Below are 14,074 nucleotides of genomic sequence, written 5' to 3'. Positions count from 1 at the left end.
TCTCGCGGTGCCGGTGCCGGTGCCGGTGCCGGTGCCGTAACTGTGCTGGCTACGCGTCCTGGCGCTTCAGGCGTGCCGTGTTGCGGGCACGGGCCTGCGCGGCGAGCTCGACCTTGCGGATGCGCACGATGGCCGGGGTGACCTCCACGCACTCGTCCTCGCGGGCGAACTCGAGGCACTCCTCGAGCGAGAGCTGGCGGGACGGCGTCATCGACTCGAACGTGTCCGAGGTCGACTGACGCATGTTCGTCAGCTTCTTCTCCTTGGTGATGTTGACGTCCATGTCGTCGGCGCGCGAGTTCTCGCCGATGACCATGCCCTCGTAGACCTCTTCGGTCGGGTTGACGAAGAACGTCATCCGCTCCTGGAGGTTCGTGATCGCGAAGGGCGTGACCACACCGGAGCGGTCGGACACGATCGAGCCGTTGATGCGGGTCTGGATCGAACCGGCCCACTCGCCGTAGCCGTGCGAGATCGCGTTCGCGATGCCGGTGCCACGGGTCTCGGTGAGGAACGAGGTGCGGAAGCCGATGAGCCCGCGCGACGGGACGATGAACTCCATGCGGACCCAGCCGGAGCCGTGGTTCGCCATGTTGTCCATGCGGCCCTTGCGCGCGGCCATGAGCTGGGTGATCGCGCCGAGGTACTCCTCCGGCACGTCGATCGTCATGTGCTCGTAGGGCTCCTCGAGCTTGCCGTCGTCGTTGCGGCGGGTGACCACCTGCGGCTTGCCGACGGTGAGCTCGAAGCCCTCGCGGCGCATCTGCTCGACGAGGATCGCGAGTGCGAGCTCGCCGCGGCCCTGGACCTCCCACGCGTCCGGACGACCGACGTCGACGACCTTGAGCGAGACGTTGCCGACGAGCTCCCGGTCGAGACGGTCCTTGACCATGCGGGCGGTGAGCTTGTGGCCCTTGACCTTGCCGACGAGCGGGCTGGTGTTCGTGCCGATCGTCATCGAGATCGCCGGGTCGTCGACCGTGATGGTCGGGAGCGGGCGGACGTCCTCGGGGTCGGACAGCGTCTCACCGATGGTGATGGTGTCGAACCCGGCGACGGCGACGATGTCACCGGGGCCGGCGGACTCGGCCGGGTAGCGGTCGAGCGCCTTCGTGATGAGGAGCTCGGTGATGCGGGCGTTCGCGACGGTGCCGTCGTGCTTGACCCACGCGACCGTCTGGCCCTTCTTCATGGTGCCGTGGAAGATGCGGAGGAGTGCGAGGCGACCGAGGAACGGCGACGCGTCGAGGTTCGTGACGTGCGCCTGCAGCGGGTGCGCGTCGTCGTACTTCGGTGCGGGGACGTGCTGCAGGATCGCCTCGAACAGGGGCTCGAGGTCGTCGTTGTCGGGCAGCGTGCCGTCGGCCGGCTTGTTGCGGCTCGCGGCGCCGTTGCGGCCGGACGCGTAGACGACGGGGACGTCGAGGATGGCGTCGAGATCGAGGTCGTCGACCTCGTCCGAGAGGTCCGACGCGAGGCCGAGGAGCAGGTCCTGCGACTCGGCGACGACCTCGTCGATGCGGGAGTCCGGTCGGTCGGTCTTGTTGACCAGGAGGATCACCGGGAGCTTCGCGGCGAGCGCCTTGCGGAGCACGAAGCGTGTCTGCGGCAGGGGGCCTTCCGAAGCGTCGACGAGGAGCACGACGCCGTCGACCATGGACAGGCCGCGCTCGACCTCGCCACCGAAGTCGGCGTGGCCGGGGGTGTCGATGACGTTGATCGTGATCGGACCGCCGGCACCGAACTCGGACGCGTGCTTCCCGTTGTAGAGCACCGAGGTGTTCTTCGCGAGGATCGTGATGCCCTTCTCGCGCTCGAGGTCGTTCGAGTCCATCATCCGGTCCTCGCCCTCGAAGTGGGCGTCGAACGAGTTGGTCTGCGTGAGCATGGCATCGACGAGCGTCGTCTTGCCATGATCGACGTGTGCCACGATGGCGACGTTGCGCAGGTCGGACCGGGTGGCGAGCGCCATACAGGTACATCCTTCAGGTTTGGGGGAGGATCGGACAGATTGCCCGACACTCCAGTCTACAAGGCGTGCGCAACCCCCCGGACCACGGCCCCGATCGAGGAGCGAACGATGCGTGAACAGCCCGTGCTCGAGCCCGGCCGGGAGCTCCCCACGCCGTCGCGCACCCGGATCCGCGCCGAGATCGTCATCGTTCTCATGCTCTCGCTCGGCGGGAGCGCGCTGTACTCGATCCTGCAGATCATCGACGACCTGTCGCAGCCGGAGTCGCTCGCGTCGCAGTCCACCTCGCTGAACACCTCCACCACCACGGTGCAGTACGTCGACCTCGCCAGGCAGCTCGTCGGGATCGCGGTCGACCTTGCGCCGGTCGCGCTCGTGGCCTACCTGCTCTGGCGGGCCTCCCGTCCGCATCTGTCGCGACTTGGGATCGACCGGTTCCGGCCGCGTGCCGACCTCGGCGGCGCGGCGCTCATCGCGCTCGCCATCGGCATCCCCGGTCTCGGCCTCTACTTCGCCGGCCGCGCACTCGGGTTCACCGTGAACGTCGTCCCCACCGCGCTCGACTCGTACTGGTGGACGATCCCGGTCCTGCTGCTCTCGGCGATCCGGTCCGGGCTCCAGGAGGAGTTCATCGTCGTCGGGTACCTCTACTCGCGCCTCGCCGACCTCGGCTGGGGACGCTGGACGATCATCCTGTCCGCGGCGGTCCTCCGCGGCAGCTACCACCTGTACCAGGGGTTCGGGGCGTTCGTCGGGAACGCCGTGATGGGCGTCGTGTTCGGGTGGATCTACACGCGCTGGGGCCGGCTCCTGCCGCTCGTCATCACGCACTGCCTGCTCGACGCGGCGGTGTTCGTCGGGTACCCGTTCGTGGCCGCAGCGCTCCCGGGGCTCTTCCCGAAGGCCTGATCGCGCAGATCAGCCCGCTCCCGGGAGAACACGGCGGATTCACAGCGCGGGGGTCCCCCTGACGACCCACACGGAGTCCTACCGTGGGCGCGTGAGCATCCCCGACGTCGGCACCCCCGCACCGGACTTCACCGTCCCCGGCATGCTCGTGCACGCCGGGGAGCGCTTCGACGACGAGTACACCCTGTCGGCGCAGATCGGACGGACCGTGGTGCTCGCGTTCTACCCGAGCGACGCCAGCCCCGTGTGCACCTCGCAGCTCTGCAGCTACCAGACCGAACTCGACGAGTTCGTCGACCTGGGTGCCGTCGTGTGGGGCATCAGCCCGCAGGGACTCGACTCGCACGAGGCCTTCGCCCGGGGGTCGTCGCTGTCGTTCCCGCTGCTCTCCGACGCCTCCGGCAGTGTCATCCGCACCTACGGGGTCCAGGCCCCGGCGATCGGCGTGCGGCGCTCGGTGTTCGTGATCGGGCCCGACGGTGTCGTCAGGTGGCGGCACGTGGGCCTCGTCGGCGTCCGCTTCCCGAAGGCCGAGACCATCCGCCGCCACGTCGAGGCGCTCGTCGGCTAGGACGAGGCGCCCGTCTGCCGCGACGATGCGCACATGTGCCAGGACACCGCGCCCGTCCGTGGTCTGTACCCCGATCGGCGCGCAGAGCGGCCACTGCGGGGCCGACGGGGCCGCCTGACGCGGATCCACGGCGTCCGGGGATTGACACCCGAACGGGGGTGAGCAGTTAATTGGTCGCGGAGAGATCATCCCTCCAGGACTGTCTCCCCGGGGAATCGGGTCGTCTGCCGGTTCGCGGTCTGCGCCTCGCGCCCGCACGGTGGACGTCCCCGGGGGGACGTCACCCGGTCCCGCGCGCCGCGGCAGAGTGCACGCGGCACCGCTGCACCGCCAGGGGAGCGCCGCTGCACGGCCACGGGGGCACCGCAGCACCGCCGTGGGAGCATTGGCCCGTGCCCGACGACCACTCCGCCCCACTCATCCCCGCTGCCGCGTCGGGCTCGCCCGCACCCTTCCGGATCGTCGCGCCGGGACTCCGGACGTTCGCCGTGGTGCTCTGGATCGTCGCCGCACTGCTCGTCCCCATCGGCATCGTGGGCAGCGGGCCCCGGGCACTCGTGTTCGTCTGGGCCCCGTCGCTGTTCACCGCGGCCGTCGCGTGGTTCGTGCTCTGGCGTCCTCGCATCGAGGCCACCGCCGAGGCGCTCGTGGTCGTCGACGTCCGGCGCACCTCGACCATCGCCTGGCGGCGCGTCGAGGCCGTCAGCGCGAAGTACGGCCTCGAGGTCACCACGAGCGAGGGCGTCCGCCGGATCTGGATCGCGCCGCGTCCGACGGCGCGCCTGCGCATCGACCCGGAACAGGGCACGTCCGTCACGCGGGTCGCGACGTCGACCGAGGACGACCGGACTGGAGGGCCGGTGCCGGTCACCGTCGCGGCCGCCGCCCGGCGCCTGGTCGCGTTCGTCCCCGTCGACGAGTCCGGGGACGCGCTGCCCCCGGCGCAGGTGACCGCCGCCCCGATCACGCATCGGGCCCACTGGGTCGCGATCCTGCTGCTCATCGTGCTCGGGACCCTCGGCTCGCTGTCCGGCGCCCAGCTCTAGCCGACCTGCCGGACGCTCCCCCGGGCCTCCCGGCCGACGTCCGTCCACCGGGGCCGGCCTGCCGGACGCTCCCCGGGCCTCCCGGCCGCGGCGCGTGCGACGCGGAACGCGCCGCCTCCCCTGCTGGGGTGACGGCGCGTCCGGTGCTGCGTGTGGTGCCTACTTGGTGAAGCCCACGTTCTGCCACTCGATCGACTGGAACTGCGTCGGACCGTAGTTCGCGAGGTCCTTGCGGGCACCCCATGCGTACGGCTCCGGGAACAGCGGGATCGTGCCGGCGACGCGGACGATCTTCTTGTCGATGGCCTCGGCGTCCGTGATGCGCTTGGACGCGTCGAGCTGCGAGTTCGCGGTGTCCCACAGCTTGCCGAGGGACTTGTCCGTGACACCGGAGTAGTTCTGGCCGGCGTTCGCGGGGTAGTAGATCGACTTCGTGCTCGACACCGGGAAGGGCGTGCCCTGCCATGCGAAGTAGGTCGCGTCGAAGTCACGGCCGTCGGTGGTGACGTACTTCGTGAAGTAGTCGTCCGACGGCACGGTGTCGATGTTCACCTTGAAGCCGGCGAGCTTCGCCTGCTGCTGGACGAGCTGCGCGACGTTCGAGGAGTTGGTGTTGTCGGACGGGATGACGAATCGGACGGAGAGCGTCTTGCCGCCCTTGGTCGCGTAGCCGTTCGAGCCGATCTTCCAGCCGGCGTCCGTGACCTTCTTCTTGGCGTCGTCGGTGCTGTAGCCGTACACGCTCGAGACGTGGTCGGCGTACCCCTTCTGCCCGGGGAGGTAGATGAGGTTGTTGAGCACCTGGACCGGGCTCTTGACGGGCGAGAGGATCGCCTGCGCGAGCACCTGCCGGTTGATCGACTGCGCGAACGCCTGGCGGATCGTCTTGTCCTTGAACACGGACGAGGTGCCGTTCAGCGTGATCTGGCGCTGCGTGGTGCCGAGGGACCGCTCGATCTTGGAGTCGGACCGCGAGGTCGCCGTCTTGAAGTTGTCCGCGCTGCCGTTCAGGTTGAACGCGTCGAACTCCTTGTTGGCGTAGGCCTGGGCCACCGCGTCACGCGAGACCGTCTTGAAGATGATGGTGTCGAGCTTCGGGGTGTCGCCCCACCACTTCGGGTTCTTCGTGAAGGTCAGGACGCCACCGTTCTCGTCGAACTTCGAGACGATGAACGGGCCACCCGACACGTAGGTCGTGCCGTCGGCCGCGAAGGGGCCCTTGGCCCACGCGTTGTTGAAGTGGTCCGGGGTGTCGACCGCCCACGTCGGGTAGATCGCCCCGAGGACGCTCGGCCAGTCGGCGTTCGTCTTCGAGAACGTCATGATGACGTCGCGCTCGTCGGTGCCCTGCTTGACCGAGTCGATGTCCTCCCACACGTTCGTGGCGAGGGGGTTGAAGGCCTCGTTCGAGCCGTTCAGGGCCTTCCAGTTCGCCTCGACGTCGGCCTCGGTGATCGGCGTGCCGTCGCTCCAGACGGCCTTCGGGTTGATCTTCACCTCGACGGTCTGCGGGGACTTGCTCGTCAGCTCGACGCTCGTCGCGTAGTCCGGGTTCGCGGTCCAGGTGCCGTCGGCCTTGTAGGAGACGAACGACGGCAGGTAGGTGCCCGCGATGTTGTTGTCGTCGACGGTGCCGGAGTCGAGGTTCGAGATCTGGAAGTTCGCCGGCGCGGTGTCGATCGGCAGGTTGAGCGTCCCGCCGTCCGTCACGCTGGAGCGGTCTGCGCTCGTCCAACCGGTCGACTTCAGCGACGACTGCGCGGTCGACGAGCTGGTGTCCCCGGCGCTGCCCCCTCCCCCGGAGCATCCGGCGAGTGCGACGGCTGCTGCCGTGACACCCGCGATGACGAAGACGTGTCTGATCCTCATTCTCATGTCGAGGATTCCCTTTCCTGTGGTTGCGCGTGTGCGCTGATCCCGGCGGCGCGGAAGCACCGGACCCGGTGACGCGAGAGCGCCGATCCGCACCGTGCGCCATGGCGTCGTGCGTTGGTGACCGACGATAGCGGGGGCTGTACCCCCCGGACGGGAACCATCCACAAATGAAACAAGTCCGTAACGTGAGCCGTCTACGTTTGCCCGAGGCCGCATGGCTGCCGATAGCCTCGACGGATCAGCACCGCCGCTGGCCCGACCGCGGCCCGTTCCATCGCCCGTTGCGGCAGGGGACGGGTCCAACCCTCAGGAACGTGAATGCTCGCCTTCATCGTGAAACGGATCGTCAACTACGTCATCCTGTCGGCCGTCGCGACCGCGCTCGGGTACGTCCTCGCGAGCCTGACGCTGAACCCGGCGGCACGGTTCCTCGGGCGGAACCCGGCGGTCCCGCAGGGCACCATCGACGCGGCGCTCGCCAAGCTCGGGGCCGACCCGAACGTGCCGCTCCTCGCCCGGCTCGGACACTGGTTCGGCGACCTGGTGACGCAGGGCTCGCTCGGGCTCAGCACCCGGAGCACCGAGGTGACGGCGGACATCGTCGCCAGGTCCGGCACGAGTCTCCGCCTGCTGGTCATCGGCACACTGCTCGGCGCGATCCTCGGCGTGCTCCTCGGCGTCTGGAACGCCGTCCGGCAGTACCGCACCTCCGACCAGGTGTCGACGTACCTGTCGTTCGCGGTGCTCGCGACCCCGACGTTCGTCATCGCGGTGGTCCTGATGATCCTCGCGACATCGCTCAACAACGCGGTCGGGTCGCAGGTCATCCGGTTCACGGGCGAGTACACCCCGGGACTGTCCGGCGGGTTCTTCCCACACCTCGGCGATCGACTCGGGCACCTGCTGCTCCCGACCATCTCACTGACGGTCGGCGCCGTCGCCACCTACTCGCGCTACCAGCGCTCGGCCATGCTGGACGTCCTGTCGAGCGACTTCATCCGGACCGCACGCTCGAAGGGCCGCACCCGCGGATCGGCGATCATGCGCCACGGTGTCCGGGTCGCGCTCATCCCGATGTCGACGTTCTTCGCGTACTCGTTCGGGCTGATCCTGACCGGTGCGAGCATCACCGAGCTCGTCTTCAGCTGGCACGGCATGGGCGAGTACTTCATCACCGCCATCAGCAACAACGACATCAACGCCTCGGCCGGCACCATCCTGTTCACCGCGATCCTGGTGCTCATCGCCGGGACACTCGCCGACCTGTTGTACGCGGCGCTCGACCCGCGAGTGAGGGTGTGACCCATGTCCGTCCTGGACCCCACCACGACCACGACCGCCGGCTCCCCCGGGGACAGCCCCGGTCCCGCGCACGTCGTCGACGAGCAGCCCCGACGTTCGGGCCTCTGGCGCAAGATCCTGCGGAGCCGCCGCGCGCAGGTCGGCGGGATCGCGCTGCTCGTCATCATCCTCTGGGCCTTCGTCGGCCCGTACCTCTACCACTGGGACTCGGTCGAGTCCGACGGCCTGGCGTTCGGGGCCGCGCCGAGTGCATCGCACTGGTTCGGCACGAACGACATCGGCCAGGACATCTACGCCCAGACCCTCGTCGGGCTGCAGAAGTCGCTCCTCATCGGGCTCATCGCCGGACCGGGCGCGACGCTCATCGCCGGGATCGTCGGCGCCATGGCCGGGTACTTCGGCGGCGCCTGGGACCGTGTGATCGTCTGGGTGATCGACCTGCTGCTCGTCGTGCCGTCGTTCTACGTGCTCGTGCTGCTCAGCCCGGTGTTCAAGAGCCTCACCTGGGTGGCGCTCATCGTCGGGCTCGCGATCTTCAGCTGGATGGTGATGGCCAGGGTCGTCCGGGGCCAGACCATGTCGCTCCGCGAACGCGACTACGTCAAGGCCGCCCGGTTCATGGGTGTGCCGTCGTTCACGATCATCCGCCGGCACATCCTGCCGAACGTCGCTTCCCTGCTCATCATCGACGCGACGCTCGGGGTCGGTGCCGCGATCCTCGCCGAGAGCTCCCTGAGCTACTTCGGGTTCGGCATCCAGGTCCCCGACGTCTCGCTCGGCACCCTCCTCGCGGCGGGCAGCTCGGCCGCCGTCACCCGCCCCTGGCTCTTCGTGCTCCCCGCCGCGACACTCATCGCGACGGTCCTCTCGACGAGCCTCCTCGGCGACGCACTGCGCGACGCCATCGATCCCACCTCCGGAGCGAACCGTGACTGAACCCCTGCTGACCGTCTCCGGCCTGAACGTCACGTTCAACGCCGACACCAAGCCGGTCTACGCGGTGCGCGGCGTGGACTACGCGGTGCGCGAGGGCGAGTTCCTCGGCATCGTCGGCGAGTCCGGCTCCGGCAAGTCGGTCTCGTCGCTCGCCGTGATGGGTCTGCTGCCCAGCTCGGCGAAGGTCGAGGGATCGATCCGGTTCCGTGGGCAGGAGCTCGTGGGACAGTCCGACGCGGCGATGTCGAAGCTCCGCGGATCGGACATCGCGATGATCTTCCAGGATCCGCTGTCCGCCCTGACCCCCGTCTACACGATCGGGCAGCAGATCGCGGAGGGGCTCCAGCTCCACGACCGCACGCTGTCGAAGCAGGCCGCCCGGGCCCGTGCCGAGGAGCTGCTCCGCGTCGTCGGCATCCCGAACCCGGCCCGCCGCCTCGACGCGTTCCCGCACGAGTTCTCCGGCGGGATGCGGCAGCGCGCGATGATCGCCATCGCCATCGCGAACGACCCGAAGCTGATCATCGCCGACGAGCCGACCACCGCGCTCGACGTGACGATCCAGGCACAGATCCTCGACGTGCTGCAGACCGCCAAGGAGATGACGGGTGCCGCCGTGGTGCTCATCACCCACGACCTCGGGGTCGTCGCGGGCAATGCCGACCGGGTCGCGGTGATGTACGCGGGACGGATCGTCGAGAACGCGGCCGTCCGCCCGCTCTTCGCCGAACCGGTGATGCCGTACACGATCGGACTGCTCCGGTCGATGCCGAACATGGTGTCGCCGCGCTCGGAGCGTCTGGTCCCCCTCGAGGGGCGTCCGCCGCTCCTCACCGCGAAGCCGACCGGGTGCCCGTTCGCGGACCGCTGCCCCGCGGTGCTCGACGCCTGCCGGACGGCGGAGCCGGAGCTGCTGGCGCCGGTCATCGTCCCGCTCGACGGCGCCGCCGCGGCGGTGCCCGTCGACGGTGCAGCCACGACGGCCCCCGTCGACGGTGCTGCCACGGCAGCCCCGGCGACCGACCACACCGTCGCCTGCATCCGTCGGGACGAGATCGCGAACGGCACGCTCGCCCGGTCGGACATCTTCCCCCGCCCCGACGACGTCGTCGACGCCGCCACCGTCCACGCGGACGAGGTCGTCCTGCAGCTCGACGACGTCGTGAAGACCTTCCCGCTGACCACCGGCGCGGTGTTCCGTCGTCGGATCGGCGAGGTGCACGCGGTCGACGGCATCTCGCTCGAGCTCCGCCGGGGCCGTGTGCTCGGACTCGTCGGGGAGTCGGGCTGCGGCAAGACGACCACCATCATGGAGATCCTCGAGCTCGCCGGTGCGCAGCGGGGCACCATCGAGGTCAACGGCGTCGACACGAGCACCCTGTCCAAGAAGGACCGGGTCGCACTCCGCAGCGAGATCCAGGTGGTGTTCCAGGACCCGATGGCCTCGCTCGATCCACGACTCGACATCGGCTCCGTGATCGGCGAGCCGCTGACGGTCCAGAAGGTCCCGAAGGACGAGATCCGGAGGCGCGTCCGCGAGTCCCTGGAGCTCGTCGGGCTCGAGCCGAGCTACATCGACCGCTACCCGCACGAGTTCTCCGGCGGTCAGCGGCAGCGCATCGGGATCGCCAGGGCGCTCATCGTGCAGCCGAAGATCCTGGTGCTCGACGAGCCGGTCTCCGCGCTCGACGTCTCCGTGCAGGCCGGCGTGATCAACCTGCTCGAGGACCTGAAGAGCCGTCTCGGCCTGTCGTACCTGTTCGTCGCACACGACCTGTCCGTGGTCCGGCACATCGCCGACGACGTCGCGGTCATGTACCTCGGGCGGATCGTGGAGTACGGGCCGTCCGATCTGGTGTTCGCAGACCCGCAGCACCCGTACACGAGTGCCCTGCTGTCCGCCGTGCCGGTCCCGGACCCGGAGGCCGAGGCCACCCGCGACCGGATCCTGCTCGACGGCGACCTGCCCTCCCCCACCGACCGGGTCGACGGGTGCCGGTTCCGGACCCGGTGCCCGCTCTACGCGGTGCTCGACGAGGTCCGGCAGGAACAGTGCCGCACGATCGACCCGGCGCTCGAACGGGTGCACGGCCGCGGGGTCGCCTGCATCCAGACGGAGCAGAACGCCCTGATCAGGGCCTGACCGGCGCCACCGCGTCGCGGACTGGAGGCACGGTGTCAGCTGGCACCGTGCCTCCAGTCCGTCACGACGCGCGTCCGCTGCCCGCGGAACCGGTTCTGCGTCAGGGGGCGACAACTGCGCCAGGGAGTCCCTCGGCGCGTTGACGCTCGCTGGGACAGAACCGGTTCGGGGTCGGGGCCGGGAGCGGGGCGCGGGGTCGCGGGGTCGCGGGTCAGGGGACCAGGACTGCGGCGAGCGTGGCGAGGACGCTCGCACCGCCGATGGCGACCGCGAGCACGTCCCATCCGCGCGTCACCACGGCGCCGGCAGAGGTCGAGTCCTCGCGGTGCCGGTCCTGGGCATCTCGGAGCACGTCGACCTCGCGGGCACTCGGCATCACAGCCCGTTCACCGCGCCGAGCAGGCTTCGGACGGGGCAGCGTCGGACCGCCCCAGCACCGGACCTCGTCGCCGGAGCGGGTCTCCAGGACGATCTGGAAGCGCATCCCGATGTGGGCGACCTCCGTCCAGGGCACCCGGACGGTCCTGAGGACGTTGACCACCGTGATCGCGCCCTCGTCCACCCGGATGCTCGGCCGGACGAGGAGCACCCAGATCCCCCACAGGACCAGCGCGACGATCCCGACCGACCGCAGGACCAGTTCCCAGTCCCCGCGGACGAGCGCGTCCCCGACGAGGAACGCGCTCACCGCGGCGACGAGCACGAACGTCGTGGTCCCACCGCGGCCCCTGAGCACGAACCGTGCAGACCCGGCACCACCGCGCCCCGGCCCGGACGATCCGTGGATCGTCAGCGGTCCTCGTCTGCGCCGGCGGCCAGGATCTGCGCCCGGAGCTCCCGGCGCTCACGCTGGACCGCGGGGTCCGGCAGCGGCACGGCTGCGATGAGGCGCTGCGTGTAGGGGTCCTGCGGGTCACGGAGGATCTGGTCGCGCGTGCCGATCTCGGCGAGACGCCCGTGGTGCATCACGGCGATGCGGTCCGCGAGCACGTCGATGACGGCGAGGTCGTGCGTGATGAACAGGCAGGCGAACCGGAACTCGCGCTGCAGGTCCTTGAGGAGCTCGAGGACCGTCGCCTGGACGGACACGTCGAGTGCGCTCGTCGGCTCGTCCGCGATGAGCAGTGCGGGCTTGAGCGCCAGTGCACGTGCGATGCCGATGCGCTGCTTCTGTCCACCGGACAGCTCGTGCGGGTACCGGGTCGCGTACGTGCGGGGCAGGCGGACGCTGTCGAGGAGCGTGTCGACCTCGCGGCTGAGCGCCCCGCCCTTGATCCCCTTCGCGAGGAACAGCGGCTCACCGATCGACTGGCCGATCGTCATGCGCGGGTTCAGCGAGGACGCCGGGTCCTGGAAGACGATGCCGGCGTTCTTGTGCACGCTGCGGACGAGCGAGCGGGTGGGCTTGGAGAGGTCGACACCGGTGACCTCGAGCTTGCCCTCGGTGATCGGGAGGAGGCCGATCGCGGCACGACCGAGGGTGGTCTTGCCCGAGCCGGACTCGCCGACGAGACCGACGACCTCGCCCTCGTGCACCGTGAGGTCGACGTGGTCGATCGCCCGGAACGCCTTCACCCGTCCACGACCCGCGTACTCGATGACCGCGTCCGTGAACTGCAGGACGGGCGCACCGAGGTCCTGCGTCGGCTCGTCGTGCACGGCGGTGTGGCCCGGACCGGACTGGACCGTCGCCGGAGCGGCGTCGCCGTGCTCGGCCTCGACCACGTTCTCGAGGGTCGCCGTGAGGTCGATCGCCTCGCCACCCGCCTGGCCGAGCCGGGGCACGGCGTCGAGCAATGTCTGCGTGTACTCGTGCTGCGGGTCGGCGAAGACCCCGGCGACCGAACCCGTCTCGACGGCCTCGCCCTGCCGCATCACCACGATCCGGTCCGCGAGGTCCGCGACGACGCCCATGTCGTGCGTGATGAGGAGCACGGCGCTCCCGAGCTTGCCCGCGAGGTTCCGGATGAGGTCGAGGATCTCGGCCTGGACCGTGACGTCGAGCGCCGTCGTCGGCTCGTCCGCGATGAGGAGCTTCGGGTCGCACGAGATCGACTGCGCGATCATGGCACGCTGCCGCTGTCCGCCGGAGAGCTGGTGCGGGTAGGAGTTGAAGGCCTTCTGCGGGTCGGGCATCTCGACGAGCGTCAGCAGCTCGATCGCCCGCTCGGCAGCCTCGTGCGGCGAGATGCCGTAGTGGATGCGGAGGGTCTCGACGATCTGCGACCCGACCGTGAACACCGGGTTGAGGGCGGTCATCGGCTCCTGGAAGATGACCGCGATCTCCTTGCCGCGGTACTCGCGCATCTGCGCGGACCGCAGCCCGAGGAGCTCGTTGCCGTTGAACCGGACCGACCCCGTGACGCGGGCGTTCCGGGGCAGGAGCCCGAGGATCGACATCGAGCTCACCGACTTGCCGGAGCCGGACTCGCCGACGAGCGCCAGGACCTCACCCGACGCGATCTGGTAGTTCAGGTGCTTGACCGCGGGGGTCCACACGTCGTCGACCGCGAAGTCGACGGACAGGTCGGTGACCTCGACGACGGCGGTGGCCGTGGCCGGAGCGGTGGAGACGGGCGTGCTCATCGACGTCCGGTCCTTTCTCGGTCGCTCATGGCGACCGCGTTCGAGGAGTCTGTCGTGCGTGTCCGGTGCGTGCGACCTGCGACGATGGAGGCATGGTCACTCCCGCGCCGTCCGGCCGCACCGTGTTCGTGTCGAGGTTCAACCGCCGGCTCGCGATCGGCCTGTGGGTGCTCGTGGCGGTGCTGCTCGCGTCGAGCCTGCTGATCGACCCCGCTCCGGTGAAGCTGCTCGGGCTCGTGCCGGCCGCGTTCGGGGTGCTCGTCGGCTGGAGTGCACTGTGGCACCCGAACGTCGTGGTCGACGACGACGGCGTCGAAGTGGTGAACGTCTTCAGCACCGTCGTGGTTCCGTGGGCCGCGCTCGTGCACGTCGACACACGCTTCGCGCTGACGCTCGTCACGCCGGGCCGGAAGGTCGCCGCGTGGGCCGCCCCGGCCCCCGGACGCGCGGGGACCGCGGTGGCACGACGTCGAGAACAGCGGCACGGCAGGGCGTCGACGGTTCCGGTGGCCGGTCAGGGTGAGCGTCGCGCCGGCGACCTGCTCGCGACGGACTCCGGTGACGCCGCCTACCTCGTCCGCGAGCGGTGGGAGGAGCTCCGCGAGGCGGACCGCATCCCGCTCGGGGTCGCGGACACCACGGTCGTGCCGATGCGACTGCACTGGCTGACGATCGTGCTGCTGGTCGCCACGGCCGTCGGTGGCTGGTTCGCGCTCGCCGCGCAGTAGCGCGAC

11 protein-coding genes are annotated in these 14,074 nt (G+C 69.8%); 7 read left to right on the top strand and 4 right to left on the bottom strand.

Annotated elements, in window-relative coordinates; genetic code table 11:
* Nucleotides 1-49 precede the first annotated feature (49 nt).
* Nucleotides 50-1,972 carry a translational GTPase TypA gene (gene typA / locus ASF23_RS09660; RefSeq protein WP_055952359.1) on the bottom strand — a complete coding sequence of 641 codons (1,923 nt, stop codon included), beginning with the start codon at nucleotides 1,970-1,972 and terminating at the stop codon, nucleotides 50-52.
* 108 nt (nucleotides 1,973-2,080) lie between these two features.
* On the opposite strand from typA, the gene ASF23_RS09655 reads away from it, so the two are divergent.
* The 3 genes from ASF23_RS09655 to ASF23_RS09645 all read left to right on the top strand — a co-directional run bounded on the left by ASF23_RS09655 (nucleotide 2,081) and on the right by ASF23_RS09645 (nucleotide 4,498).
* Nucleotides 2,081-2,881, top strand: coding sequence for a CPBP family intramembrane glutamic endopeptidase (locus ASF23_RS09655; protein ID WP_055952356.1), 801 nt, complete (start codon nucleotides 2,081-2,083; stop codon nucleotides 2,879-2,881).
* A 91-nt stretch (nucleotides 2,882-2,972) separates the two neighbouring features.
* A complete protein-coding gene (locus tag ASF23_RS09650; protein ID WP_082473996.1) occupies nucleotides 2,973-3,452 on the top strand; it encodes a peroxiredoxin in 480 nt (159 codons plus the stop codon).
* 392 nt (nucleotides 3,453-3,844) lie between these two features.
* Entirely contained in the window at nucleotides 3,845-4,498 is a 654-nt protein-coding gene (locus tag ASF23_RS09645) for a PH domain-containing protein (RefSeq protein WP_055952354.1), read from the top strand.
* Nucleotides 4,499-4,657: 159 nt separating this feature from the next.
* Here the strand turns inward: ASF23_RS09645 and ASF23_RS09640 are convergent, their stop codons facing one another.
* Nucleotides 4,658-6,373, bottom strand: a complete 1,716-nt coding sequence (locus ASF23_RS09640; protein WP_162236745.1) for an ABC transporter family substrate-binding protein — start codon at nucleotides 6,371-6,373, stop codon at nucleotides 4,658-4,660.
* A gap of 318 nt (nucleotides 6,374-6,691) precedes the next feature.
* Here ASF23_RS09640 and ASF23_RS09635 point away from each other — a divergent pair, with 318 nt between their 5' ends.
* The 3 genes from ASF23_RS09635 to ASF23_RS09625 are packed head-to-tail and all read left to right on the top strand — an operon-like array spanning nucleotide 6,692 to nucleotide 10,754.
* On the top strand, nucleotides 6,692-7,675 hold the full coding sequence (locus tag ASF23_RS09635; protein ID WP_055952348.1) for an ABC transporter permease: 984 nt from the start codon (nucleotides 6,692-6,694) through the stop codon (nucleotides 7,673-7,675).
* A gap of 3 nt (nucleotides 7,676-7,678) precedes the next feature.
* On the top strand, nucleotides 7,679-8,611 hold the full coding sequence (locus ASF23_RS09630; protein WP_055952346.1) for an ABC transporter permease: 933 nt from the start codon (nucleotides 7,679-7,681) through the stop codon (nucleotides 8,609-8,611).
* Nucleotides 8,604-10,754: an ABC transporter ATP-binding protein gene (locus ASF23_RS09625; RefSeq protein ID WP_156364434.1), complete on the top strand. Its 2,151-nt coding sequence runs from the start codon at nucleotides 8,604-8,606 to the stop codon at nucleotides 10,752-10,754. Before ASF23_RS09630 ends, ASF23_RS09625 begins: the two co-directional genes overlap by 8 nt.
* A 211-nt stretch (nucleotides 10,755-10,965) precedes the next feature.
* On the opposite strand, the gene ASF23_RS09620 is transcribed toward ASF23_RS09625, so the two are convergent.
* Nucleotides 10,966-11,490 carry a PH domain-containing protein gene (locus tag ASF23_RS09620; RefSeq protein ID WP_055952341.1) on the bottom strand — a complete coding sequence of 175 codons (525 nt, stop codon included), beginning with the start codon at nucleotides 11,488-11,490 and terminating at the stop codon, nucleotides 10,966-10,968.
* Between the two features lie 53 nt (nucleotides 11,491-11,543).
* The gene (locus ASF23_RS09615; RefSeq protein ID WP_055952339.1) at nucleotides 11,544-13,340 is read right to left on the bottom strand and encodes an ABC transporter ATP-binding protein; all 1,797 of its coding nucleotides are present in this window, start codon (nucleotides 13,338-13,340) and stop codon (nucleotides 11,544-11,546) included.
* A gap of 92 nt (nucleotides 13,341-13,432) precedes the next feature.
* On the opposite strand from ASF23_RS09615, the gene ASF23_RS09610 reads away from it, so the two are divergent.
* Nucleotides 13,433-14,068, top strand: coding sequence for a PH domain-containing protein (locus tag ASF23_RS09610; RefSeq protein WP_055952331.1), 636 nt, complete (start codon nucleotides 13,433-13,435; stop codon nucleotides 14,066-14,068).
* The last annotated feature ends 6 nt before the right edge of the window (nucleotides 14,069-14,074 follow it).

Source organism: Curtobacterium sp. Leaf261 (genome assembly GCF_001422205.1).
Classification (GTDB): domain Bacteria; phylum Actinomycetota; class Actinomycetes; order Actinomycetales; family Microbacteriaceae; genus Curtobacterium.
Note: the sequence above shows the minus strand (reverse complement) of the source record. Positions and strands in the feature narration are given on the sequence as shown.